Annotated in this window: 23 protein-coding genes and 1 riboswitch; of the genes, 1 reads left to right on the forward strand and 22 read right to left on the reverse strand. The window is 42.0% G+C overall.

Annotated features, from left to right (window positions below; all coding sequences use genetic code 11):
• Window positions 1-19: 19 nt before the first annotated feature.
• The 21 genes from ACFPU1_RS00320 to ACFPU1_RS00420 form a co-directional block, all read right to left on the reverse strand.
• Entirely contained in the window at window positions 20-373 is a 354-nt protein-coding gene (locus ACFPU1_RS00320) for a hypothetical protein (protein ID WP_385937148.1), read from the reverse strand.
• Window positions 370-675: an antibiotic biosynthesis monooxygenase family protein gene (locus ACFPU1_RS00325; protein WP_054636145.1), complete on the reverse strand. Its 306-nt coding sequence runs from the start codon at window positions 673-675 to the stop codon at window positions 370-372. Before ACFPU1_RS00325 ends, ACFPU1_RS00320 begins: the two co-directional genes overlap by 4 nt.
• Window positions 676-818: 143 nt before the next feature.
• Window positions 819-1046 carry a hypothetical protein gene (locus ACFPU1_RS00330; RefSeq protein WP_385937151.1) on the reverse strand — a complete coding sequence of 76 codons (228 nt, stop codon included), beginning with the start codon at window positions 1044-1046 and terminating at the stop codon, window positions 819-821.
• Between the two features lie 495 nt (window positions 1047-1541).
• A complete protein-coding gene (locus tag ACFPU1_RS00335; RefSeq protein WP_385938213.1) occupies window positions 1542-2360 on the reverse strand; it encodes a carbon-nitrogen hydrolase family protein in 819 nt (272 codons plus the stop codon).
• Window positions 2360-3724 (reverse strand): purine-cytosine permease family protein, encoded by a 1365-nt coding sequence (locus ACFPU1_RS00340; protein WP_054636141.1) that lies wholly within the window; start codon window positions 3722-3724, stop codon window positions 2360-2362. Before ACFPU1_RS00340 ends, ACFPU1_RS00335 begins: the two co-directional genes overlap by 1 nt.
• Before the next feature lie 70 nt (window positions 3725-3794).
• On the reverse strand, window positions 3795-5249 hold the full coding sequence (locus ACFPU1_RS00345) for an aldehyde dehydrogenase family protein (RefSeq protein WP_385937154.1): 1455 nt from the start codon (window positions 5247-5249) through the stop codon (window positions 3795-3797).
• A 175-nt stretch (window positions 5250-5424) separates the two neighbouring features.
• Window positions 5425-6846: an NAD-dependent succinate-semialdehyde dehydrogenase gene (locus tag ACFPU1_RS00350; RefSeq protein ID WP_385938216.1), complete on the reverse strand. Its 1422-nt coding sequence runs from the start codon at window positions 6844-6846 to the stop codon at window positions 5425-5427.
• A 28-nt stretch (window positions 6847-6874) separates the two neighbouring features.
• Window positions 6875-8227, reverse strand: coding sequence for a 4-aminobutyrate--2-oxoglutarate transaminase (gene gabT / locus ACFPU1_RS00355; protein ID WP_385937158.1), 1353 nt, complete (start codon window positions 8225-8227; stop codon window positions 6875-6877).
• Between the two features lie 53 nt (window positions 8228-8280).
• Window positions 8281-9258 (reverse strand): agmatinase, encoded by a 978-nt coding sequence (gene speB, locus ACFPU1_RS00360; protein WP_385937161.1) that lies wholly within the window; start codon window positions 9256-9258, stop codon window positions 8281-8283.
• 145 nt (window positions 9259-9403) lie between these two features.
• A complete protein-coding gene (locus tag ACFPU1_RS00365; RefSeq protein WP_385937164.1) occupies window positions 9404-10801 on the reverse strand; it encodes a YjiH family protein in 1398 nt (465 codons plus the stop codon).
• Window positions 10802-10858: 57 nt separating this feature from the next.
• Window positions 10859-12232, reverse strand: a complete 1374-nt coding sequence (locus ACFPU1_RS00370) for a sigma-54 interaction domain-containing protein (protein WP_385937167.1) — start codon at window positions 12230-12232, stop codon at window positions 10859-10861.
• 210 nt (window positions 12233-12442) lie between these two features.
• Window positions 12443-13522: an ABC transporter substrate-binding protein gene (locus tag ACFPU1_RS00375; protein WP_385937170.1), complete on the reverse strand. Its 1080-nt coding sequence runs from the start codon at window positions 13520-13522 to the stop codon at window positions 12443-12445.
• On the reverse strand, window positions 13519-14286 hold the full coding sequence (locus ACFPU1_RS00380) for an ABC transporter permease (protein WP_385937173.1): 768 nt from the start codon (window positions 14284-14286) through the stop codon (window positions 13519-13521). The genes ACFPU1_RS00375 and ACFPU1_RS00380 overlap by 4 nt, the downstream gene beginning before the upstream one ends.
• Window positions 14283-15071: an ABC transporter ATP-binding protein gene (locus tag ACFPU1_RS00385; protein WP_385937176.1), complete on the reverse strand. Its 789-nt coding sequence runs from the start codon at window positions 15069-15071 to the stop codon at window positions 14283-14285. The genes ACFPU1_RS00380 and ACFPU1_RS00385 overlap by 4 nt, the downstream gene beginning before the upstream one ends.
• Window positions 15064-15738, reverse strand: coding sequence for a thiaminase II (gene tenA / locus ACFPU1_RS00390; protein ID WP_100400149.1), 675 nt, complete (start codon window positions 15736-15738; stop codon window positions 15064-15066). The genes ACFPU1_RS00385 and tenA overlap by 8 nt, the downstream gene beginning before the upstream one ends.
• A gap of 15 nt (window positions 15739-15753) precedes the next feature.
• On the reverse strand, window positions 15754-17034 hold the full coding sequence (locus tag ACFPU1_RS00395; RefSeq protein ID WP_385937179.1) for an acetylornithine deacetylase: 1281 nt from the start codon (window positions 17032-17034) through the stop codon (window positions 15754-15756).
• 175 nt (window positions 17035-17209) lie between these two features.
• Window positions 17210-17314: riboswitch (TPP riboswitch) on the reverse strand.
• Window positions 17315-17402: 88 nt separating this feature from the next.
• Window positions 17403-18221: a DUF368 domain-containing protein gene (locus tag ACFPU1_RS00400; RefSeq protein ID WP_385938218.1), complete on the reverse strand. Its 819-nt coding sequence runs from the start codon at window positions 18219-18221 to the stop codon at window positions 17403-17405.
• A gap of 340 nt (window positions 18222-18561) precedes the next feature.
• A complete protein-coding gene (locus ACFPU1_RS00405) occupies window positions 18562-19572 on the reverse strand; it encodes a siderophore ABC transporter substrate-binding protein (RefSeq protein ID WP_385937182.1) in 1011 nt (336 codons plus the stop codon).
• Window positions 19573-19700: 128 nt separating this feature from the next.
• The gene (locus ACFPU1_RS00410) at window positions 19701-20459 is read right to left on the reverse strand and encodes an iron ABC transporter ATP-binding protein (RefSeq protein WP_385937185.1); all 759 of its coding nucleotides are present in this window, start codon (window positions 20457-20459) and stop codon (window positions 19701-19703) included.
• On the reverse strand, window positions 20447-21400 hold the full coding sequence (locus ACFPU1_RS00415) for an iron chelate uptake ABC transporter family permease subunit (protein WP_385937188.1): 954 nt from the start codon (window positions 21398-21400) through the stop codon (window positions 20447-20449). Before ACFPU1_RS00415 ends, ACFPU1_RS00410 begins: the two co-directional genes overlap by 13 nt.
• A complete protein-coding gene (locus ACFPU1_RS00420) occupies window positions 21390-22343 on the reverse strand; it encodes an ABC transporter permease (protein WP_385937191.1) in 954 nt (317 codons plus the stop codon). The genes ACFPU1_RS00415 and ACFPU1_RS00420 overlap by 11 nt, the downstream gene beginning before the upstream one ends.
• A 265-nt stretch (window positions 22344-22608) precedes the next feature.
• Between ACFPU1_RS00420 and ACFPU1_RS00425 the strand changes: the two genes are divergently transcribed.
• Complete coding sequence (locus ACFPU1_RS00425; RefSeq protein WP_385937194.1) at window positions 22609-23664, forward strand: AbrB family transcriptional regulator; 1056 nt, start codon at window positions 22609-22611, stop codon at window positions 23662-23664.
• Window positions 23665-23694: 30 nt separating this feature from the next.
• Here the strand turns inward: ACFPU1_RS00425 and ACFPU1_RS00430 are convergent, their stop codons facing one another.
• Window positions 23695-24315 (reverse strand): protein kinase family protein, encoded by a 621-nt coding sequence (locus ACFPU1_RS00430; protein WP_385937197.1) that lies wholly within the window; start codon window positions 24313-24315, stop codon window positions 23695-23697.
• Window positions 24316-24317: the final 2 nt, after the last annotated feature.

Genomic DNA, 24317 nt, shown 5'->3' on the forward strand with positions numbered 1-24317 from the left:
ATCCGTCACCTCTGCTTTCTCAGCTGTTTTTCAACAATTGGATAGCTTGCTGCAGATACATAAGAAAGGCTTGTTCTCTTTCCTTATCCACTTTTCCAGGAATTGCTTTTACGAGCCTTTCAAAATTGTCTATGATTAAGTAAGTTCCGACATTCCGGCTGGTTAACACGTTTTCCAGCCACTTGGTGTAGTCAAGAAAAACGGTAATGTCCCTTAATTCATACGTTGTTTCTAAGTGATCAAGGTGATGATAGTTGTCTTCCTCTGTTTTTATCCTGCCATGTTCCCCAAACTTTTCCCATAAATATGGGTATGCTTGGTAAATAGCCTCTGACACTTCTTTTACAATCTTTTCTTTTGTTTCGTTGCTCATTCAGCTACTACCTTATACTGGCCGACTTTTGGAACGATCGAAGCCAGTTCTTTATCCGGATATTTCTTTTCCAGTTCATGAATCTTCTTATATTCATCACTTGTTACCCAAGAGAGATAATCAGCTTTACTCTCCCATTCTAGATGGACTGTCAGCTCTCCTGGCTTCTTATCATTTTGTAAAAGCTGAAATGTTCGAAACCCTTTAGCCTTGTCGACTGCTCGCGAGCGATTTCGATAGATATCTATTACTTCATCAGCCTTTTCACTTGGTACAGTAACAGTTGAGGTGACAATGTACATGAAAAATCTCCTTTATTCTATCTTCTCTATTGTATTTCCCATTCTATCACGTAATACTATATGTTGCAGAAAGAACCCTTTCGTGGAGTTGTGCAGAAATCTACACATAAAAAAACCGAGGATTTCTCCCCGGTTATTTTTCCCTATTTTAACGGACTTTTTATATAGTGCTCCTCTTGTTCACTAGCCTTTCTCTGTTCAAGGTGCTGTGTAATCAGAACACCGTATAGCATAGAAAATACGAAGCCGCCAAATCCGACAGATTGGAGTATAATTTGTGCTGTTTCAGTAAACTGATAAGCACCTATAAAAAATAAAAAACCAAACGACATCATCATTAATAAAGCCCAAAACAATGGTTGTTCTTTCATGGTAGTCATCCTTTCTTTCAAAAATTTATTATATGAACAGTTGTTCTCTGCAAAAAAGATGTATTTTATATTTCCTTAGAATGCATCTGTTAAACCTTTTCTTCTAAAAACAAAATATTCCTTAATTAAACTAATAGAATTTTTAATATTCTAAAAAATCAGTATAATTTTGAGGTTTTTTGTGGTTAGATATCTGTTGGTAGAGATAAATCGTTCATAGACTTTCATTTGTCCATCGAGTGTAAATGGAAAAAAACGGAACAAAAAATTAAGTTATTTCTAATAATAATACAGGAATATTATATATAGGTCAATAATATATTTCGACTTTTTTGTGACTTCTTTTAATCGTTGATAAAAAATGGCACTCCCAGGAAGCTTAATCGATCGTTTCATAAATAAAAAAAGGACCCTATTATCAACTTACAATAATTGGACCCATCTTTTCCTTTATTAAACTGTGTAGTCCAAGCCTTTTAGCTCTTCATATATTCATTATTTAACAGCCATAACATCATAGAGATCCGTTCTTCTTTCTATATCCATGCAAAAAAATTCAGATTTACATTTACGCTGGAACGCCCGGTTTACATGCCCTGTTACTATGTCTGTTTGCTTGAATGGCCCCTGGCTGGCAAGTTGACCGTCTGGAAGAAAAAATACTGACTCACCAAAGAAATCCAAAACTTCACTTTGACCTGTATGGTTCACCGCTGCTACAAAAAGAGACTGATCTATTGCCCGTGCGGCAGCAAACTGTTTAAAAGCATACTGATAAGGCATTTCCCAGGCAGACGGAGCCACAAGAAGGTGAGACCCCTTTTTTTGAAGAAGTCGAGCCATTTCTGGAAAAGCTAAATCCCAGCATATCATTAACCCTAAAGTCCCTAACTCTGTTTCGACTGTCTGTATGTTTGAGCCTGGTTTAAAATAAGCCTTCTCCAAAGCTGTCACATGCACCTTCCTGTATGTGGCAGCCCTTTCCCCAAGGGGCGTAACTACGTTAATAGAATTGTAGAGTCTGTTTTCCCCAGGTTCTGCTGTCTCTGGAAAACCGTAAATGATATATACATTTTTCCTTTTAGCGAGTGAAGATACTTTTTCAAAGGTTTCTCCTTCTCTTGATTCTCCTTGTTCAAGAATCGTAGCATCCAGAAAGTATCCTGTGGCAGACATTTCCGGAAAAACAAGAAGTTCTGCCTGGGGATATTTTCTGCTACATTCGTGTACCCGTTCCTCCATAAGCTTGTAGTTTTTTTCCTTATCACCAAGAAAAAAGGAATCCTGAATCAATGCAACTTGTGAGGATTGCATCACGCTGATTTGCTCCTTTCAGAAAAATCGGTTCTATTTTTTACTGTATACTTCCCTCTCATTAACCCCCAGTAAAGGAGACCTGATACAAGGAAGGTCAAGATCGTGGAGCCGATAGCAAGCGGTGAAATATAAGTGAAGTAAAGAGCAAATCCAGCTCCAAGGATATAGGCAACATAAGAATAGATATTTATTCCGTTTTTATACATGTAGCTTCCTTTTTCATTTTCCACAATTTCTTCGGCATCATATCGTCCTTTTTTCAAAATATAATAATCGGTTAGGACAATAGCAAAAATCGGGATATAAAGAGTGGCAATTAACAATATAAAGTCAAAGAAATTAGCCATTAGAGCCTCTTTGAGAAGAGCTCCTAACACAGTTATTATTCCCAGGCCCAAAGCCGCTTTCCAGAAATCCACCTTTGGGATAATGTTTAGCAAGGACATATTCGCGCTGTATAAGGCCATTGCGTTTGTAGAAAGAACTGAAAAGAATACGACAATGGCTGCGATGAGTCCAAACCCATGCTGTGCCAGTAAAACAGTAGGATCGTAGGTTTGTTCCATTCCTTGCAGAATACTGAATCCCCCAACAGCCGCTCCAAGTCCCAGAGCCAGCGTTGAGGCAATAACATACCCTCCGTATGTGGCCGCCATAGCTCCTTTTTCACTTCTTGCTCCTCTGTTGTAGTCACTGACGGACGACATCCAGGAAAAAGCGGTCGCTACTACAATATCAAAGGCTATGATTGCCGTTATTTCAGGATTTTGACTAATTTGCATTTGGATCAAATCATTTACGTTATAAAGGTTGAAAAGTTGAAAGAAAACAACAAAAGCTAAGGTCAGCATGGCAAGAGAAATAAACTTTTGGGTGGTCTCAATTCCCCTCAGCCCATAGATCACAATAAAAATAACTAACAACTGTGTCAAAATAGTAAAAAGATTTATGTTACTATAGCCGGTGATAGTAGAAACAGCATAATCCAGGCTTAACCCAGCCATATACGCTTGAATCCAGCACCACCCTACAAGCACAATAGTATTAGCTACCGCTGGTAAAATTGCTCCCTTTTGGCCAAAAGCTCCTCTTGTAATTACCATGGTAGGAAGACCGGTCCGCGTGCCGATTCTTCCCATTAAAGCTAGAGGAATCGCACCGATTGCAGAACCGACGATACTCACCATCACAGCCTGGCCAAATGAAATGTTAGGGATAAACAGCATACCCGTTAAAATAGTAGTGATAACAAAATTTGCTGCCACCCATATTGCTAAAATCCCCCAAAAAGGCACCCTTTGTTCGGCCTTTTTTAATGGCCTGATGTCATCGGATCCAATTCGTTTTTGTTTTTCTGGCATATTCATCCCATCCTGTCTGTAGTATTCCTCTCCTACACACTACTCCTTTGGATTCAACCTTTTTCTGTATTTATCTTTTAAATTGATACCACCCAAGAGAATCAATACTGACACTTTTATTAACGTGCTTGTATTCAGTAAAGCTTATCAACCCTTCCGGACCTAGTTCCCGTCCAATCCCGCTTTGCTTCACTCCTCCCCAGGGAGCATCCACATACGGAGTGTGATAGCTGTTAATCCAAATAATCCCCGCTTCCAGTCTCTCTGCAATCCACCTCCCACGCTCGGAACTTTCTGTGAAGATTCCTGCCGCCAGTCCATAATTTGTGCCATTAGCCAACTCTACTGCCTCTTCTTTTGTTTCAAAGGATTGAAGAGTAATGACAGGCCCAAATATTTCTTCCTGTACAATTTCCATTGATTGATCTACCTCTTCAAATACAGCAGGCTCTATGAAGTACCCTTTCTTTTCAGCTAATACTTTTCCGCCGTATAGTAAGGAAGCTCCCCCTTCTAGCCCTTTTTCTATATAGGCAGTGACCTTTTTTACATGCGACTCACTAATCAGCGGGCCGAATTCTGTGCCTTCTTTCAGCGGGTCTCCAATGTTTACCTGGCTGATTTTTTCAAGGAGAACTTTTTTAAAAGGATCATATATATCCTGATGAAGGAGGAGACGAGGAGCTGCCACACATACTTCCCCTTGATTAAACAAGGCCCCAAACACTGCCCATTCTGCTGTTTTTTCTATGTCAACATCATTCCAAACAATCAGCGGTGACTTTCCGCCTAACTCAAGGGAAACCTTTTTTAGATCCTCCGCACATCTCTGGTAAATTCTTTTTCCAGTTTCCACACTTCCTGTAAAGGAAATTTTTTTGACCATTGGGTTTTCAACAATCGCTTGTCCAACCTCTCTGCCGCCAATCACAAAATTAAAAATCCCATCGGGTATTCCAGCTTCTATTAACGCCTTTGTGAACTCTATCATACTCATTGGGGTCAACTCAGACGGCTTGAAAACAACTGCGTTACCAGCTGCCAATGCCGGAGCCAGCTTCCATACTCCTAACAGCAAAGGGAAATTCCAAGGGACTATCAAACCACATACTCCGATTGGTTCACTCTTTATCTCGCTTTCCGTGCCATCCTCCATTTTCAGGGTTTTGGAAAGTGAGTCAGGAATCAAACCAGCATAGTATCTGAGACAATGGACCACGTCTTCGACGTCCACCCTCGCTTCTTTTATTGGCTTGCCAGTATCAATTGATTCTATTGTGGCGACTTTTTCAGCCTTCTCCTCAAGAATACTGGCAGCTTTCTCAAGAACCTTTTTTCTTAACTTAAAATTATAACGCCAGCTATTGCTGCTGAAGGCAAGGTATGCCGATTCAGCGGCTTTCTTAACTTGAAGATCATCTGCTTCAAACACGGTTTCTTCTATTTCTGCCGTTGCTGGATTCTTAATTTCCAACCTTTTTCCATTTCCTTGTTCCCACTCACCGTTTATCCAATTGTGGCCCATTCCTTTTTCCTGCCTTTTATAGAAATATTTGTTAGATTTTTCAGTCTTTTATATAGAAATAGAAGACATCTGATAAAACAAAGCTCACTATCTACTATTGAATACCCTTTTGGAAGTTTCTTTTTCCAGTGATAGGAAAGGGCCCGGCTCTGGTCAAGCCAGGCTTCTCATCCTGTTATTGTTTAATAGATAAAGAGGTATACTTAATCTCAAGGTATTCTTCAATTCCATAGTACCCGCCTTCACGGCCAAGACCGCTTTCTTTAAAGCCGCCAAAGGGCGCCTGAGGGACCGATGGCAGACCATCATTGACCCCTACAATACCGTATTCCAGGTTTTCACTGATACGAAGCGCTTCTGAGAGATCCTCTGTGAACAAATAAGCAGCCAGGCCAAAGTCAGTATCATTGGCCTTCTCCACTACTTCCTCCTCTGTATCAAAAATGGAAATTGGTGCGACCGGCCCAAATGTTTCTTCATTCATGCAAAGCATATCCCCCGTCGCACCTTTAATAATCGTAGGGGCAAAATAATAGCCTGATTGCTCAGAAAGCGATACCCCGCCTGTCACAATTTCAGCTCCACTATTTTTTGCTTCTTCTACATGCCGTTGTACTTTTTCTAGTGCCTGCTGATTAATAAGGGGACCAATGTGAACACCTTCCTCTAATCCTGGTCCTACTTTTAACTGCTCTACAGCAAGCTTAAGCTTCTCAGTAAATTCCCCCGCGACAGAGCGATGCACATAAATTCTGTTTGAGCACACGCATGTCTGTCCTGCATTTCTGAATTTGGACTTTACTGTTTCCTGTACGGCTGTGTCTACATCAGCCTTCCCCATAACGATTAAAGGGGCTTGTCCGCCAAGCTCCAATGAAAGCTTTTTGACCGTATCAGCTGCCCCACGCATTAACAGCTTCCCGACTTCCGTGGAACCAGTAAAGCTAACTTTTCTTACTCGTTTGTCACTCAGCCACTGCTCGCCTATTTCTTTCGGGTTACCAGTTACGAGGTTAATCACACCTGGTGGAAATCCGGCTTCTTCAGCAAGCTCTACAAGCTTTAAAGCCGTCAGAGGCGTTTCTTCAGCAGGCTTGATCACAACCGTACACCCTGCCGCAAGAGCCGGCGCGGCCTTTCTCGTAATCATTGCAGCTGGAAAGTTCCAGGGTGTAATAATAGCTGCCACCCCTACAGGTTGTTTTTGAACAAAAATTCGTTTGTTAGGAGCAGAGGCTGGAATGATATCCCCATACACTCTTTTTCCTTCTTCTGCATACCACTGGATAAAAGAATTGGCATATCCCACTTCTCCTAGAGCTTCCTGATAAGGCTTCCCCTGCTCTTTCGTCATGCAGACTGCCAGGTCTTCTTTATGCTTTTCAATCAGCTCAAACCACTTTGTCAGTAGAAGAGACCGCTCTCCTGCTGTGGTTTTTGACCATGTCTTAAATGCTTTATAAGCTGATTCTGCAGCCTCCTCGGCTTCTTTTTTTCCACCGGAGGGAACGGAGGCGATTTCCTGCTGGTCTGCCGGGTTATAGACTGTAATATAATCCTGTGTATCTCCTGTTATCCATTTTCCGTTAATATACATTTTTTCTGCCATTATTCGTCTTCCTTTCTTACTCGCTTTCCAGTGCTCGTTTGAGGGACTCTTTAATGATTTCCAAACCTTCTTCAAATTGTTCGTCCGTAATCACAAGAGGCATTAGCACTCGGATGACATTTCCATAAGCACCTGCGCTTAATAAAAGAAGGCCTTGTTTTTGCGCTTCGGATATCACCTTAGCTGTCAGTTCTTTGTCTGGAGTTTTAGACATTTTATCTTTTACAAGCTCCATCGCACACATCGCTCCAAGACCACGCACATCGCCAACACACTCGTATTCTTCTTTCAAAGCAGAAAAGAATTCGATCGTCCGCTCTCCAATCCTTTTCGCCCGCTCGTTCAGGTTCTCTTCTTCTATAATATCGAGCACAGCAAGGGCTGCCTGGCACCCTAACGGACTTCCGCTGTATGTTCCTCCAAGTTCTCCAGGCCCGGCTGCATCCATTACTTCTTTTCGTCCGATCACACCACTGATCGGAACTCCCGCTCCCATTGATTTTGAGATAGTGAGAAGATCCGGAGCTACATCGAAATGGTTAATGCCAAAGTAATCTCCCGTTCTTGCAAACCCTGCTTGAATTTCATCAGAAACAAATAATATATCCTGCTTTTTGCAGTAGTCAAACACTCCTTTGACAAAGTGTTTTCCTGGAACAATGAAACCTCCTTCCCCTTGAACAGGCTCCATTACAACTGCGGCTACCTGATCCGGTGAAATCTCTCCTTCGATGACGTTGATAAACTCTTTGACCATATACTCTTCATAGGCTTCATCAGAAATTTCCTCGGGCTTGCGGTAGTGATACGGATACGGAGCGCGGTACACTTCAGGAGCAAAGGGTCCAAATTCATACTTATAAGGCTTCACTTTCCCTGTCATACTCATAGTCATCAATGTTCTGCCATGGAATCCTCTGGAAAAGGTCACAACAGCAGGCTTTTTGCTGTACTTTCTTGCGATTTTCACCGCATTTTCAACCGCTTCTGCCCCGCTGTTTAAAAACATGACCTTTTTTTCGTGCTCTCCGGGTGCCAGCGCAGCAAGCTTCTCAGCCAGAGTAATATACGACTCATACATCATGACGTTAAAGCCCGTATGAATAAACTGCTCAGCCTGCTTGTTAATGGCTTCCACTACTTTTGGATGGCTGTGGCCGACATTGATGGTTCCAATCGCCCCGGCAAAGTCTATAAATGTGTTGCCGTCCACATCCTCCACCAAAGCTCCTGCTGCTTTATGAGCAAAGGTAGGAATCCCGTAAGATACTCCATCAGGAATAATTTGCTTCCTACGCTCCAGTATGGATAGAGCTTTTTCTCCTGGCAGACTTGTTTTTACGTTGGCATTGGCTGCTGTACGGTTCATATACTAAACACTTCCTCTCTCTAAATACGACGATACCTCTTGATTATTTCTATTTATTTTGCACTCTCTGAAACCGAATTTTCTTTTTCCGCTTGTTTCTTCAAGGCGACCAGGCTGATCATTTCGTAAGCCACGGATGATGCAAGCGCTGCTGTTATCTCCCCCTGATCATAAGCCGGAAGCACCTCAACCAGGTCAAATCCTTTAATGTTCAGCCCTTTCAAACCCCTTACATACTCCAACGCTTCAAAGCTGTTCGGACCTGCCACTTCCGGTGTACCGGTACCAGGAGCAAAAGCAGGATCGACAAAATCAATATCATAGGAAACGAAAACCGGACGTCCACTGTCCCCTACACGCTTGCGGATTCGTTTCAATACCTCCTGATAACCGATCTTGTGGACCTCGCTCATAGGAATCACTTCAAAGCCCAGGTCTTCAGGGTCTGTTAAGTCTTCCGGCGTATAAAGAGGACCTCTCATTCCAACCTGAATGGAATGGGCTGTATCAATCAATCCTTCTTCCACCGCCCGGCGGAACGGAGTTCCATGCATGTATTTTTCGCCAAAATAGTTATCCCACGTGTCGCTGTGGGAATCAAAATGAACGAGGGACACCGGTCCGTATACTTTAGCCATCGCACGCAGGTTCCCTAAAGAGATGGAGTGATCCCCTCCAAGAATAATGGGGACTACTCCTTTTTCAAGAAGAGGAGTTAACCCTTCAACCATATTGTCGTAAGAACGGTGGATGTTCCCTGGAACAATATCAATGTCTCCATAATCCACCCCTGAACAGTACTCAAATATATTAATCTTTTGATCAGGATTATAAGGACGAAGAAGCACAGAAAAATTCCGGATATGCTGAGGGCCGTAACGTGCTCCGACCCGGTTGGATACCGCCGTATCAAAAGGAACACCAAGAACGGCAAAATCAATATTATCTGTTGTGCGCACCTCTTCTAATCTCATAAATGTACGTACTCCCGTAAATCTAGGGGATCTCGATGAATCTTTTGGCTGGTACATAGTATCTCTCCTTCTTTGTTGTATGTATTAGATATCTGTGATGCTTAAAATATATGCAAATTCTGTGCCAACTTTTTTAGGCGCAGTACTTTTTTAAGATATGGCAGACAGCGCTTTAATCCCCTGCTGTCCGCCATAAGAAATACTAAAAGAATAGGATATGTGCCATCGCCACGATAATGGGGAGCGTGATAATTGTTCTTTGCAAGAATACAATGATAAGATCCCATAGATTTAAAGGAATTTTTGAACGAAGCAGAAGTATTCCGACTTCAGACATATAAACGAGCTGTGTCATTGATAATGCAGCGATAACAAAACGGGTCAGTTCACTTTCAATTCCGCTTCCTATTACTGCAGGCAAGAACATGTCAGCAAACCCAACAATCATAGCGGGGGCAGCTTGTGCAGCTTCAGGAATAGCCATCAGCTCCAGTACAGGCACCAATGGATAAGAAAGGTACTGAAACAACGGGGTGAACTCTGCAATCATCAAAGCAATCGTGCCTAGAGCCATGACAAGGGGAATCAGTCCCAGCCAAATATCGAGGACATTTTTCACCCCGTTTTTAACAAGACTTCCTGCACTCTTTACTTCCGACGCCTTATGAACTGCTTTTTCCGCTGCCCATTGCAGGCGCGACCGGTCTGAAGGAACCTCTTCAGAAATCTGCTTCCCCACAGGACCATAATAGGTTTCTTCTTTCCTCGATAATGGCGGAATTCGAGGACATATAACGGCGGCAACAAGCCCTGCAACTAAAACAGTAATGTAAAATTGAATAAACATATGCTGCATACCGATAAAACTGATAACAACTAGGCTGAAAGCAATGGATGCGACTGAAAAATTTGTAGCTATGACAGACGCTTCCCGCTTCGTGTAATACCCTTGTTCATATTGCTGAGTCGTAATAAGCACCCCTACCGTTCCACTTCCCATCCATGAGGCCATGGCATCAATGGAAGAACGTCCCGGAAGTTTAAATAAAGGTCTCATCAGCTTCCGAACCATCGTTCCAATAAACTCCATTAACCCAAACTGCAAAAGAAGGGGCATAAAAAACCCGGCGATCAAAAACCATGTTGTTAAAACAGGGACCAGATCATACAACACAGTGCCGCCGGAAACTGGCGACCATATAAATTCCGGCCCAACCTGAAGCAGAGTGAGGATAGCAAACATGGCGCCAAGAATCCTCATTGAAAACCAGAATGCCCCTACGTCAAAAAGTGCTGTAAAAAAGGATGAATCCGCCATCCAGGCTGGCTTGGAAACCTTGGCAGCTGTCGTTAAAATAACAGACAGAACTAAAACACCAGTCATAAACAACGGCAGTGCCGAAGCAAAATAATTCTGAAGAGCTTCCGCTAAAATTCCAATTCCTATCGTCCACTGGCCATTATAGGGAACCGGAATGAGAAACAGCATAAGGCTTATGATAGAGACAAGTAAGGATTTCGCTTTGTTTGCCGGCGTCCACCATTCTTTCTTGTCCCTCTCTGCCCCCTCTGGCACTTGTTCTTTTTCTAATGCTTGCACAAAAATCACCTCTTAGAATTCTTTGCTTGTATACTAATGCAATTTTCGTGCCAAACTTCAGTTTATTTTATATTTTTTCAGTTTTCTGGCTACTGTAGGCTGACTTGTCCCAAGTTTTTCAGCTATTTTTACGGTCGTCTTATGTTTGATGTATGCCTCTTGTAATATTGTTTTTTCATAGTCTTCTATCAGCTCTGTCAACGATTTGCTGTTTTCCTGAAACACTGCAGGGCCTTTTTGCTTTTTATTCATGCTCTGAAGATGCTCTTTCGTAATTTTATTGGAAGAGGAAGTTACGATTAACCTTTCTAAAACATTCATAAGCTCCCGCACATTCCCTTTCCACTCTTTATTGCAAAGCTCTTGCATAACTTGGGGTTCCAGCTCTTTTTTCCCTCCGTATTTCTTCCCGAACGAATCTACCAGGTAATGTATGAGAGGAATAATATCGGATGCACGTTCCCGCAGTGGAGGGATCGTAATAGGAACCACATTTAAGCGAAAGTAAAGGTCCTCTCGGAACTTCTTCTCTTCTACCAGCTCTTCCAAAGGACGGTTGGTAGCTGAGATAAGGCGGAAATTGACCTTTCTCTGTTTATTTCCTCCCACCCTGTAAAATGTTTTTTCCTGGATAAACTTTAATACCTTTACTTGATGAGCAAGGGAGAGTTCCCCGATTTCATCTAAAAACAAAGTCCCCCCTTCCGCCAGTTCTGCAAAGCCTATTTTTCCTTTTTGGCTTGAACCGGTAAAAGCTCCAGCTTCATACCCAAAAAATTCTGCTTCAAACAATGAATCAGGTATGGCGCCGCAGTTCACTTCAATAAATGGCTCTTTTCTTCGAGGGCTTTCTTGATGAATCATTTTTGCCAGCTGGGTCTTCCCTACTCCCGATTCGCCTAGCAGGAGAACGTTAACATCTACGGAAGCTACTTGATGAGCCACATCAAGGCAGCTTTTCATTTCAGGTGAGTGAGCAATAAAGCCGTGTTCCTGGAAATAACGATTTCTGAGAATTTGTATTTCATTTTTCACTCTTTCCATTTCATCTTCCATTTCTCCTAAATAATCCTTCATGTTAGCCAGCTCTGTTACATCATGAGAATAGGTCGCAATTCTCCAAAGCCTTCCTTTTTCATCAAAGACCGGCACACCAGTGACAAGAAACTTCTTATTTTCCTTAGCTGTTTGAATAATCGTTACACGCTCTTTTTTTTCTTTCACTAAAGGAGTCACAATTGGGGTAAAGACTCCTTGTTTTTCTAATTCATAGACTGACTCTCCAATGATATCTTTCTCTTCAAGGCCGTAAAGCTGTTTCATCGCATGACTCACTCTAAGAATGAGCCCTTTTGCATCAGTCACTAGAAAGTCATCGAGCAATGATTGCAGTATAGCTTCATTTTCTTCTAACCGTGATCCTTTTTTCATGTAAACCACCTTTAGTATTCATATTTGAATAGGCTATAACTACTTAGTTCTCAAAAAGTTCTTATCATTACACTTAGTATACTTCATTCATTTTTGAATAGATTATTCATATGTGAATAATAATGTGAGGAAAGCTCACATGCAAATAAAAAGCAACATAAAAAAAAGCGTATCCCCAAATCTACTTCTGAGGACACGCTCTATTTATATCTATTCTTCTTCTGCGATATTTACAAAGATATCTTCAGTGGAAGGCTGTTCATCAATATAACCAGTTTCAGCCAGCCATTCAATGGTTTCCTCCCAGGATTCTTCGGACTGGCTGCCAAAAGGTTCTCCTTCCTCCTCCATAAGAGAAAGCAAAATGTCCAGACTTTCTTCCTCTACTTCGCGGACAAGAGGAAAGTTTTCCTGGTCTTCATGCCCAAAAAGAATATCCAGGCTTTCATCGGGATTCTCTTTCATGTATTCATAACCCCGGCTGGCAGCTTCCCAAAAACGGTGAATGACGTCTTCATTTTCTTCAAAGTTATCTTCATTTGTAACCATCACCAGCTCGTAAAATGCCGGCACTCCGTAATCTACTGGATCAAAATAGCCAACTTCGTGTCCCTGATGCTCCAGTACAGGGACTTCATGGTTGATGTAGGCCCCGATAACTGCATCAGCCCGTTCTGTCACAATGGAAGAACCAAGTTCAAACCCGACATCAATCAGCTCTACTTCTTCAATGTTTCCCCCGTCCTCTGTAACCATCGTTTCAATAAGAGGTTCATTTACCGGTATACCAGGATATCCTACCTGCCTTCCTTCTAAATCACTTGGTGACTCTATTCCCGAGTCCTCCAGGTAGACGATATGGTTGAGAGGAGAACGGACAATAGCTGCAACAGAAATCACGGGGATTCCTTCGTTCCTTGCTGTAATCACATCAGGCTGGTATGTAATGCCAAGAGTTACTTCCCCTGTAGCAGCTAAATTCAGAGGGTCTGTAGGATTGGCTGGAAAAATGAGATCCACCTCTACACCTTCCTCTGCAAAATATCCCTGTTCCTGAGCTGCATATAAGTAACTGTGCACTGCGTTAGGATACCAGTCGAGCATAACCTCTATTTGCTCCAGCTCATTTGATTCTTCTCCTGCCTGCCGTTCCTCTTCCTCTCCATTGTTTGTCACTTCTTCCGGACTCTCAGTGTCTTCTTCTCCCTGTCCATTACACCCAGCCATCAGAAAGAGAGAAAGAGCTGAAGCTCCGGCCAGTGACCTGGTGAGCAGTTTTCTTTTTGTCATTTTACATTCCTCCATTTTGTTGTGGCTGCTTCTATTAGTTTAATGCTCAGAAATAATAGAATCCCGAGGACAGATAACAGCACAATCGGGGCAAATACACCGGCTCCGTCCATTTGTGTCATCATTCTGCGGCTGAAATATCCAAGTCCCGCGCTCGCTCCCAGCCACTCTCCAATAGCTGCACCGATTACGCTTAACGTAACGGCCACCTTCATTCCTGAAAAAAAGTAAGGAAGGGCGGAAGGCACCTGGACTTTGAAAAAAATCTGTCTGGATGAAGCTCCCATCGTTTTCAATAAGTCTTCAATTTCCCTGCTTGTCGATCGCAATCCGTCAAATGAACTGACGGTAATAGGAAAGAATGTTATCAGTACCGTAACAGCAACTTTGCTCCATATGTCATATCCAAACCAGAGGACAAAAATTGGAGCCAGAGCTATAATCGGAATCGTTTGAGAGGCTATAACGATTGGATAAAAAGTCCTTTCGGCCAACCGGCTCCTGGACATAAGGACAGCCAGGCCCGTTCCAAATACAACTGAAATGCAAAGTCCTATCAGGATAATTTGCAATGTGGCCCACAGGTGCACAGTAAATAACACATCTCTTAATTCCCAAAGTCTGCTTAAAATACCAGAAGGCGCAGGGAGGATATAGGGTTTATCGTAAATCCTTGCGCCTATTTCCCAGCCCATAATGAAAAGCAATGCTAGTATCCCGGCTCCTCCATACGACACCCAGCTTTTTAACCTGGCGGAAATCATAGCTCTATCCTTGCCCTCATCTTTTGCAGAAGTCTCTGTTTAAGCTCCATAAAAACAGGGCTGCTTCTGCTTTCTTCTGTTCTTGGTCTGGGAAGAGTGACATCAATAGTCTCAAATTCTGTTTGTATTGGCGGAGGAGTGAGCATAAGAATTCGATCAGATAAAAAGATTGCTTCTTCCACATCATGAGTGATAAATATAATGGTCTTTTCCCACTTTTGCCACTGCAGTAAGAGCCACTCCTGCATCATAAAACGAGTCATAGAATCGAGTGCGCTGAAAGGCTCATCTAATAGAAGAATATCAGCTCCTCCAAGGATGGCCCGTAAAAAGGAGACTCTCTGCCTCATTCCGCCGGAGAGCTGCTGAGGATACACATTTTCTTTTCCTTCAAGGCCAAATTCCTTCATGTGAGAGAGCACCTGTTTCTTTGCTTCTTTTCTAGATACTCCTTGCAGCTCCATAGGCAGCACACCATTTTCCAAAACCGTCCTCCAGGGCAGCAGGAGATCCTGCTGCGGCATGTATCCTACTTTTCCCAGCCTGTTTTTTTCTTCTTTTTGAGAAATAGAGATGCTTCCGGTATCAGGCTGTTCCAGTCCTGTTGCCAGACGGAAAAAAGTAGATTTTCCAGAGCCGCTTGGACCGAGTATGCTTACAAATTCCTTTTCTTTGACGCTGACCGTGATGTTTTCAAAGATAGACAAAGAAGATGGAGGTCTTCCTTTGTAAGAAAAGGATACATTGGAAAAAGAAAGATGATCCCTTGCGGCTTTACTACTCATCTGCCGGCCACATCTCCTGGTTGTAGGCCATGTCCCAGAACATAAATTCAAATCGGGTTGTATTTAAGAAAATATCCTCAATCCGAGCTAACTCATGTTCAGGTTTTCCTTCTGTTAAATCGTCAAGAAGATCAATGGTCCACTTTGCTAATTCCTGAAATTCATCGTCCGCATACATGCTGATCCAGTCACCGTAAAATTCATGCTCAGCGGCTCCCGGTATTTTGCTTAATTCTTTTCCAATCTCCGCATAGCTCCACATGCATGGAAGCAGGGCGGCCACTAACTCTGCCAGCCCTTCGTTCTGACCGACATGAAGCATGTAATGAGAATAAGAAAGTGTCATTGCAGCAGGCTCTGCGTTTTCCAGCTCTTCTTCAGAAATATCGAACTTCTTTGCATATTGACGGTGAAGACTCATTTCAGTATTCAGCGTTGAATCAAGAAGTTCAGCAAATTTCCCCATCGTTTTTAGATCGTTAGCTTTTACGGTGCCGATTGCAAAGAGTTTAGAGTAATCTATTAAATATAAATAATCCTGGATCATATAGTAGCGGAACTTTTCCTTATCAAGTGATCCGTTTCCCATTCCTTGCACAAAAGGGTGTTCATGATTCTTTTTCCAAATTGGCTGGACCTTTTCGTATAAGCGTTCACTAAATTTCATTTGCATTCATCCTTTCTATTTTTCTTTATGACACCACTCGTATATCAGAGTAATCATGACCTTTGTAAATTGAACTATCTGTTCGATCTCAACAGATTCATTAACTGCATGGGCGTTATATAAGTCACCAGGACCATAAATAACAGTCGGAATGCCCGCATCCCCAAGCCAGCCCCCATCAGTTACGGTAGGCGACATCCCTGTTTCAGGGATGGTCTGAAAGATTCGCTGATGAGCCTGTTTCACCGCAGCCACTTCTTTGGATTCAGGGTCAATATCCAGTGAAGGGAAGATTTCCCCCCGGTCCTCAATCATCGACTTGCCACCCCAGCGAAAAAGCGGCGGATGCTCCCTCAGCCAAGGATCAGATTCGGCCACTTTTAATAAATGCTCTTCTACTTCTTTAGCAACCTGTTCATGATTCTCATCCGGGTAAAAATGAACCGTAATCCATAATCGGCACTCATCAGCCACAAAGGCGGCATGTCTTCCCCCTTCAATCACAGAGGGGTTAATGGTAGTCATACCAGGGGGGAAACCAGGATAGGATTTTGTTACAGCCCAGTGCCGTTCAAGCTCCTGCAAGCCCTGAATGATTTTCGTCATTTTTTCAATGGCACTAGCTGCGTATAGACCGCCCCCTGCGTGAATCATATTCCGGCGAGTAGCATCGTGATAGGTTTGGGGGCTCTTTATTGTAACCCAGCCGGTAATCACTCCTCCCTGCCCTTGAATGTGAAGATCACTTGTATCCACAACTACTGCCAAATCAGCCTTATACCCCCGTTCACAGCATTCAAGGGTACCTGCTTCCCCTACTTCCTCACCAATTACCGATTGAAAAATCAGGTCGCCAGGCAAGCTGATTCCCTGCTCGCGAAGAAGTTGTACGGCAAAAAGAGCTCCTCCCATTCCGCCTTTCATATCTGCTGTCCCTCTCCCGTATAACCGCCCGTCTTCTACAACAGGAGTAAAAGGGTCATGTTTCCATTGAGTTAGATCTTCCCCGACTTCCGCCACATCCATATGACCATTAATAATTAAACTGTTGGCTTTACCAGAATGGGTTCCTTTTAATGTCCCTACTACGTTCGGGTCGTCAGGAAACACATCCCACATGTCAACCTCAAACCCCAGGCTGTTTAACTTTGATGCTATGTAGTGCTGTGCCTCTTTTGTGTTGCGGGCAGGCGGACTGGGGGTTTGGAAACGTATAAGGTCACCTACCTGTTCAATTAATTCTTCTTTTCTCCTGTCTACCTGCTCTAAAATTTGCGTAATTGTTTCGTGCAACATCTTCACTCCTTCCTCTCTCATGAAAAGGTCTGGTCTGGTCTGGTCTGGTCTGGTCTTGACTGGACATTAGTAATTTCACCCATTAAAAAAACCACTCTAGGAAAAGAGTGGCCGCATATACGAAGTAATATATACAAAGACTGCCAGGTACAGGGAGTATACCTGTACTATCAGGCTTGTCTTAACGCCACTTCCCTCCGCTAGTATTACCTAGTTCAGGTGATAGGGTTTAGACCATACGGTCATTCTCAGCTTTTTCAAAGCACCCCTAGTGGTTTCTGTGTATTCTGTTTTTTTATGCCTTACTATAAAAATACCATACTTTCCTTTAAAAGTTAGAGTATTCTTTAAAATTTTCCTTTTTAAATTTATGAAGCTCGTGTCACCTTTAACTGAGAAGCTTTTGCTTTTTCTCCGAGAGAACTGAGCTTAAGAGAACAAAATAAACCAGCGATAAAGGTTACAAGACTTATGAGGAAAAGAAACATACTTCCTTCTATTCCAGGAAAGACAACGAATATAGAGCCAGTGACCAGACCGGTCATTACTGCATATGTTCCTATCTTATAATTTCTGATCAGTTTCTTTATAATTTTGCTTGTAATGATTAAACCAAGAGCAATTCCTGCCCCTACGACAATAATGACAGGGATGTTAATCGTAGAAATGGCGTTAAGAACAGTCGGGTAAATTCCTATTAATAAAAAGACAAAAGAACCACTGACTCCAGGCAAGATCATTGCACTGCTTGCTGCCCATCCTCCGAAAAATAACAGAAGATAGTCCATTGCAGTTAAATTAGACATCACCGCAGACATTTCTTCATCCCTTATGAAGGCTGTGGAAGCCACAATGGCTGCAGCTGCAAGCAGGAGAGCTATGTGTTTTCCTTTAAAGGTCTTTTTATAATCAACTTCTTTTAAAAGAAAAGGAATGATCCCTATAATCAACCCAAGAAAAAAGAAAAACGTTGGCTGAGGGTAATCAGCCAGGAGCCATTCAATGAGTCGGCTCATAGAAAGCAATGCAAGCACCACACCTGTTCCTAAAGGAATTAAAAACATGAGATGCTTCTTCCACTCCCTGGAAAATATCCCGTCTATTGCGGCTATTAAACGATAATAGACTCCCACGAGCAAAGCGATCGTACCCCCGCTTACTCCCGGGATCAAGTCACTTATGCCCATTAGTACACCGGGCACGATATTCCGCCAATTTAACACTGTACATTCTCCTTCTGTAAAACTACTTTCATAGTTGAGTGATTGAGTGTAACATCACTCATGCAAAAATACGCTGCTCTTTATTTTAGCACTAACTTTCCCCGCTTCCTATGTCTTTATCACGAATTTTCATCTACGGTGCCTGGCACCCTTTGCTACTGTAATATTTCAAACCGCTGCACTACCTGATTCTCCAGTATTTCACTGATTCTTTTGTTACAACAGCCTCAGGGTGCCAGGCACCCATGAAAACCCCCTGAAAGAAAAAAAGCCGGCTCAATTTTCATTGGGCCGACCTTTTCCTTTATTCTAGCATTTGTGCTGCTTCATTTACCATTTCCTGAACAGATGTAAGACCGCCGCCGGAAAGATACCAGAATTCTGGATCTAAATAAAGGATTTTATCATTTTTGTATGCTTCTGTTGTTTGAACAAGCTCATTTTCAATGACATTTGTTAGAGATGATTCATCTCCATCACCAACAGCTGCTCCTCTATCAATCACAAACATATAATCTGGGTTGTTTTCTGAAATATACTCATAAGAAATACTTTGTCCATGAGTGGATGATTCGATATTTTCATCTACTGGCTCAAATCCAAAGTTATCGTGAATCATTCCATAACGAGAGGATGGTCCGTATGCACTTACGCTTCCTTCATTGGCCAGTACCACAAGTGATTTCCCGTCATCAGCTGTTGCATCTTCATTCAACGCCTCAATAGATTGATGGACTTCAGCCAAAGCTTCCTCTGCTTCTGCTTCTTTTTCAAAGATTTCAGCCAGTACTTCAACATTTTCTTCGAACGATTCTACATACCTGCCAGTATCTACACCTGAATAGATAGTTGGAGCAATAGAAGAAAATTCATCATAATTGTCTGATTGACGGCCGGAAATAATGATAAGCTCCGGATCAAGGGCATGAACAGTTTCAAAATCTGCTTCTACTAGTGTCCCTACGTTTTCATACTCTTCTCCAGCATACTCAGAAAGGTACTCAGGAACCTTGCCCCCTTGAGGGATCCCAGTAATGCCTTCCACACCTAACGTGTCCAACGTATCAAGCACACCAAAGTCAAAGACAACAACTGATTCAGGGTTCTTTGGCACAACAGTTTCACCGAGCTCATGGGTTACAGTGATTTCAGAAGCTTCCTCTGCTTCTGCTTTTTCATTTTCTTCTGCTGCCTCTTCCTCTGCTTCTCCTTCGTCCACAGCTCCCGATGCTTCCTCAGATTCTCCGTCAGTTCCGCACGCTGCTAATACAAGCAATAGCAAAGCGGTTAACAAAAATAAGGATAATTTCTTCATCTCTCTTCTACACCTCTTCTAAGTAAAATTTATCAGCCTATGATATAAGGTGAAACCAACCATGCCTGCAGCTTGCCCTTTAGATGCCTCTCGCCTCTCCTCCTTTAATGCGTTATGTTTTAAAGCAATTATGTGTAATACACACAGATTTTGTTGTTATTGATTTCTTTAATGTCCACATCCATATCATAAATTTGCTTCAACGCACAGGAGTCGATAATGTCATCTTTTTTGCCAATTCCAGCAATCTTTCCATCTTTCATTGCAACGATGTTGTCAGAGTAGCAAGAGGCAAAATTAATATCATGCAGCACAATAACTATGGTTTTCCCCAGATCATTTACAAGCTTTCGAAGGATTTTCATAATTTGTACGGAGTGTTTCATGTCAAGGTTGTTCAATGGCTCATCTAACAGAATATATTCCGTATCCTGGGCAAGGACCATAGAGATATACGCTCGCTGTCTCTGACCGCCGCTTAGCTGATCAAGATACTTATCTTCAATTTCTGTGAGCCCCATATATTCAATTGCTTCGTCAATAAATCGATGGTCTTCTCTTTTAAGCCTCCCCTGAGAGTAGGGGAATCGGCCAAAGGCTACAAGCTCTCTTACTGTGAGCCTGATGCCGACATTGTTGGACTGCTTTAAGATAGAGATTTTCTTAGCCAACTCTTTGCTCTGCCAGTTTTCTACCTTTTCATCATCTATCAAAATTTCACCAGCATCTTTTGCAATCAAACGGCTGATTGTGGAAAGAAGAGTACTTTTTCCGGCCCCATTTGGACCGATAAAGGAAGTAATCTTTTGTTTCTCAATGGTAAGGGATACATCTTCTACTACTGTTTTTTCACCATACTTTTTTGAAACGCTGTTTACTGTGACCATTTTTTACTCTCCTTTAATAAAAGATAAATGAAATAAGTACCGCCAACTAGATTAATTACTACACTGATAGGCACGGAAAAGCCAAGAACTCTTTCAACAACGAGCTGTCCTCCGACCAAAGCAACGATACTGATGAGAATGGAACCAATAATTAGATAGCCATGTCTGTATGTGTTAATGAAGGAGTACGCGACGTTAACCACCAGCAGTCCTAAAAATGTAATTGGCCCGACAAGTGCTGTGGCTACAGAAATTAGGATAACCACTACGATTAGTAACCTTTTCACTACATAATCATAATTAACTCCCAGGTTGATCGCATGCTCTCTTCCAAGTGAAAGTACATTCAAGTATTTTGCAAACCTGGAAACATAGACAGCACACAACACTATCAAAATAGTTGAAAGATAAATCAGATCTGTTTTTACATTGTTAAAGCTGGCAAAGGAGCGATCCTGGACAATTTGGAACTCGTTGGGGTCTATCAGCATCTCCATGTAACCTGACAAGCTGGAAAAAAGGGTTCCAAAAATGATACCAAGCAGCAAAAGCAAGTATATATTCTGCTGATTCTTTTTAAAGAAAAGGCGATATAAAAGTGCTGAAAAAATCAACATTAACCCGACTGAAAGCAAAAAGTTAATATTGCTGCTCATTAAGGTGGACATTGAACCAAATACAAAAATGATAAAAGTCTGTATGAGCATGTAAAGGGAATCAAGCCCTAAAATACTTGGTGTTAAAATTCGGTTGTTTGTGATGGTTTGAAATATCAAGGTTGAAAAAGCAATCGCCGTCCCGGTAAGGATCATGGCGTACACAGCCACTCCTCGTCTAGGAAGGACGTAGTCCCAGTTGCTGCCCACATTTACAAAGACAAATGCCCCGATCAAAGCAGTACTGAGGATTGCGAGGATAACCAATCGTCCTTTAAATCCCATGTTTTTGTCTCCTCATCAGTAAGTAAATAAATATTGCGCTTCCTAATATCCCTACCGTCAGGCTGATCGAAACCTCGTAAGGATAGATAATCAAGCGGCCGATGATATCACAGGCCAATACAAAAACCGCTCCAAGGACCGCTGTATGAGATAGATTTTTTTTAATATTGTCTCCCTGATAGATGGATACAATATTAGGAATAATCAAGCCTAAAAATGGAATTACACCAACTGTCAATACGACTGATGCGGTGACCAGAGCTACAAGCATTAAACCTATGTTAACGACCTGCCTGTAATTTAACCCTAAATTCTTTGCAAAATCTTCTCCCATGCCAGCGACAGTAAAACGATCAGCATAAAAATAAGTTAAAGCAATAACCGGTACAGCTACGTAAAGAAGCTCATACTGGCCCCGGATAATAAGGGAAAAATCACCATGAAGAAAGGAAGATATACTTTGGATCAAATCAAATTGATAAGCAAAAAAAGTAGAAATGGAACTGAGAATACTACCAAACATCAGCCCGACAAGAGGAATGAAAATTGTGTCCTGGAATCTGATTTTATCCAGTATTTTCATAAATACATAGGTTCCCAGCAAGGCAAAGCCAAAAGCGAATATCAGCTGCTGCAGTAAACCAGCCGCGCCGAATAAAAGAATGGAAATTAAGATTCCCAGGCGGGCTGCGTCCATTGTACCTGCTGTCGTTGGTGACACAAATTTGTTCCGTGTCAGCTGCTGCATAATCAACCCGCAAATACTGATCCCCGCTCCGGCTATAAGAATACTTACGAGCCGAGGAATCCTGCTTGCCATCAGGATTTGCATCTCATACTCACTCAGATTAAATATGTTAAGTATGGACAGGCTTGACACTCCAACAAATAGTGATGTGATAGATAGAATAATAAGTAAAATAAGTAAGTATCTGAGCTTCATCGGTATGTCCCTTTATTGCCAAAATTTATTGCTTCTCGTTAATTGAACCCGCTCACATGAAATTGATAATCGTTTTCAATTAACTTCACAAGCAAAAGTTTACTCCTATTGAGAATGATTGTCAACTAGTTATGATAATCAATTTCAATTAGTAATTTACAGGAGACAGTCGAAAGGTAAAGTATAAAAGATAAACAGGGAGGAAAACGTTTTACGAGGAGGACTCAGTGGAAATATCTCTTTAACAACCAAAGGAGTACAGCCTATGAGACAAATCCCGTGGAAAAAACTAATAGAAACGTTCATCATTGGTGCGGCTGGCGGAGCCGCTTTTTATGCGCTGAATTTCCCTCTGCCCTGGCTGCTGGGATCATTATTGTTTGTTATGTTATGGCAGACACTCACAAAACGGCCAATGTATTCACCGAGTCCTTTAAAAAATACAGGATTTCTTATTATGGGTGGTTTCTTTGGATTGTACTTTTCTCTGGAAACGTTACTACGAACCACTTCTTATCTGCTTCCTTATCTTTTTCTGTCCTTGTTTTTAATTGTTATTAGTATTGGCATGAGCATTCTTTTTGCCAAATGGATCACGATTGACTCAAAGACGAGCATTTTAAGCACACTCCCAGGCGGGCTGAACACAATGGTAATATCGAGCGACAGTATAGGAGCGAAAACGTCATTAGTTACTATCTTTCAAACAATCAGGCGCTTAGCTGTTCTATTTATCGTTCCTTTTCTTATCGTGCATTTCTTTACCGATTCTGATGCTGATACAGATGATCGAGAAATGCCCGCTCCGGACTTTGACGGTGAAGGAAGCTACTTCTGGTATGCGATTCCCGTCGCTGCAGCAATTATGGTAAGAAAAAAAGGGCCGCTAAAGTTTCTCGCTTTTCCACTGCTATGTATATTTCTAATGAATGCGGGTGGAGTGCCTTTCCCCCCTCTGCACCAATCCTTATTAATTGCTGCTCAAGTAATGGTAGGAACGAGCCTTGGGAAAAATACAAATCTTGACCATTTAAAAGCAGGAGGAAAATACGGAATATTCTATTTCACCGCCTCACTTATTTTAATTGCAGTTTCCTTTGGCCTTGGGTATATTCTGACTCTTTTCACTGACCTCTCTCTTTCCACTGCCCTGATCAGTATGTCTCCAGGGGGGATTGTTGAGATGATTCTCCTGGCCGAGGATATCGATGCTGATCCGCCAGCTGTAATCACTCTTCAGTTAACCAGAATTATATTTATTATTTTATTGGTGGTTCCCATACTAAAATGGTATTTTAATCGTCGTGCTCCTTTTTCTTAAATACTTTTATGCAAAAAATAAAAGGGCTGTTTACAGCCCTTTTACTCGCAGGATATTCTTTTTATACAAGGACGAGATGAAATTCAGGAAGAATTCAGGAAGCCTTTTAGGAAACAATGGGCGGCTGTAATAATGATAGAAAGCATATCTCAAGTCACTCCACTGCCGGCAATCCTTTGTCTCTCTGAACCTGGCAAGGTCGATCACTTTCACTTCCCCTTTTGGGGTGACTAATATATTATTTAGATGAATATCAGACGGATTTAACCCTTTCTTCTTTACGTAAGAAATAACCTCATCAACTCCCTTAATCTGGTCGGAGGTCACAAGAACCCCTTCTGTTAAACAGGAAAACAAGGTTTTTCCCTCTATATAATCTACAACAAGATAATTATCTCCCCACTCATAAAGACAGGGAAAATAAGATTTCCCTTCCAGCAACTGATAAATTTCAGCTTCTTCTTTGGCTATGTGGGTATATTCGGGAAAAAATACTTTAATTACTTTGTCTGTCTCACGTATTCTGAAAGCAGCTGCACTTCGCCCAATGCCAATCACTTTTAATTCAGGAGCAAATGACTTAACAATATACATTCCCCTTTTATCCTTGGAAAATACTATACTACCTGCCAGGTCCTGAGCAGCCTTCACTG

It is taken from the genome of Thalassorhabdus alkalitolerans (assembly GCF_042656525.1).
GTDB lineage: Bacteria > Bacillota > Bacilli > Bacillales > Marinococcaceae > Thalassorhabdus > Thalassorhabdus alkalitolerans.

What these genes read in the sequence shown, in the direction of transcription:
- speB (WP_385937161.1), bottom strand. Translation starts at nt 9,258, where the DNA reads ATGTACCAGCCAAAAGATTCATCGAGATCCCCTAGATTTACGGGAGTA.
- ACFPU1_RS00395 (WP_385937179.1), bottom strand. Translation starts at nt 17,034, where the DNA reads ATGTTGCACGAAACAATTACGCAAATTTTAGAGCAGGTAGACAGGAGA.
- ACFPU1_RS00415 (WP_385937188.1), bottom strand. Translation starts at nt 21,400, where the DNA reads ATGGGATTTAAAGGACGATTGGTTATCCTCGCAATCCTCAGTACTGCT.
- ACFPU1_RS00420 (WP_385937191.1), bottom strand. Translation starts at nt 22,343, where the DNA reads ATGAAGCTCAGATACTTACTTATTTTACTTATTATTCTATCTATCACA.
- ACFPU1_RS00380 (WP_385937173.1), bottom strand. Translation starts at nt 14,286, where the DNA reads ATGATTTCCGCCAGGTTAAAAAGCTGGGTGTCGTATGGAGGAGCCGGG.
- tenA (WP_100400149.1), bottom strand. Translation starts at nt 15,738, where the DNA reads ATGAAATTTAGTGAACGCTTATACGAAAAGGTCCAGCCAATTTGGAAA.
- ACFPU1_RS00370 (WP_385937167.1), bottom strand. Translation starts at nt 12,232, where the DNA reads ATGAAAAAAGGATCACGGTTAGAAGAAAATGAAGCTATACTGCAATCA.
- ACFPU1_RS00385 (WP_385937176.1), bottom strand. Translation starts at nt 15,071, where the DNA reads ATGAGTAGTAAAGCCGCAAGGGATCATCTTTCTTTTTCCAATGTATCC.
- ACFPU1_RS00335 (WP_385938213.1), bottom strand. Translation starts at nt 2,360, where the DNA reads ATGCAATCCTCACAAGTTGCATTGATTCAGGATTCCTTTTTTCTTGGT.
- ACFPU1_RS00400 (WP_385938218.1), bottom strand. Translation starts at nt 18,221, where the DNA reads ATGGGCATAAGTGACTTGATCCCGGGAGTAAGCGGGGGTACGATCGCT.
- ACFPU1_RS00410 (WP_385937185.1), bottom strand. Translation starts at nt 20,459, where the DNA reads ATGGTCACAGTAAACAGCGTTTCAAAAAAGTATGGTGAAAAAACAGTA.
- gabT (WP_385937158.1), bottom strand. Translation starts at nt 8,227, where the DNA reads ATGAACCGTACAGCAGCCAATGCCAACGTAAAAACAAGTCTGCCAGGA.
- ACFPU1_RS00320 (WP_385937148.1), bottom strand. Translation starts at nt 373, where the DNA reads ATGAGCAACGAAACAAAAGAAAAGATTGTAAAAGAAGTGTCAGAGGCT.
- ACFPU1_RS00325 (WP_054636145.1), bottom strand. Translation starts at nt 675, where the DNA reads ATGTACATTGTCACCTCAACTGTTACTGTACCAAGTGAAAAGGCTGAT.
- ACFPU1_RS00425 (WP_385937194.1), top strand. Translation starts at nt 22,609, where the DNA reads ATGAGACAAATCCCGTGGAAAAAACTAATAGAAACGTTCATCATTGGT.
- ACFPU1_RS00340 (WP_054636141.1), bottom strand. Translation starts at nt 3,724, where the DNA reads ATGCCAGAAAAACAAAAACGAATTGGATCCGATGACATCAGGCCATTA.
- ACFPU1_RS00375 (WP_385937170.1), bottom strand. Translation starts at nt 13,522, where the DNA reads ATGACAAAAAGAAAACTGCTCACCAGGTCACTGGCCGGAGCTTCAGCT.
- ACFPU1_RS00345 (WP_385937154.1), bottom strand. Translation starts at nt 5,249, where the DNA reads ATGGGCCACAATTGGATAAACGGTGAGTGGGAACAAGGAAATGGAAAA.
- ACFPU1_RS00330 (WP_385937151.1), bottom strand. Translation starts at nt 1,046, where the DNA reads ATGAAAGAACAACCATTGTTTTGGGCTTTATTAATGATGATGTCGTTT.
- ACFPU1_RS00405 (WP_385937182.1), bottom strand. Translation starts at nt 19,572, where the DNA reads ATGAAGAAATTATCCTTATTTTTGTTAACCGCTTTGCTATTGCTTGTA.
- ACFPU1_RS00350 (WP_385938216.1), bottom strand. Translation starts at nt 6,846, where the DNA reads ATGTATATTAACGGAAAATGGATAACAGGAGATACACAGGATTATATT.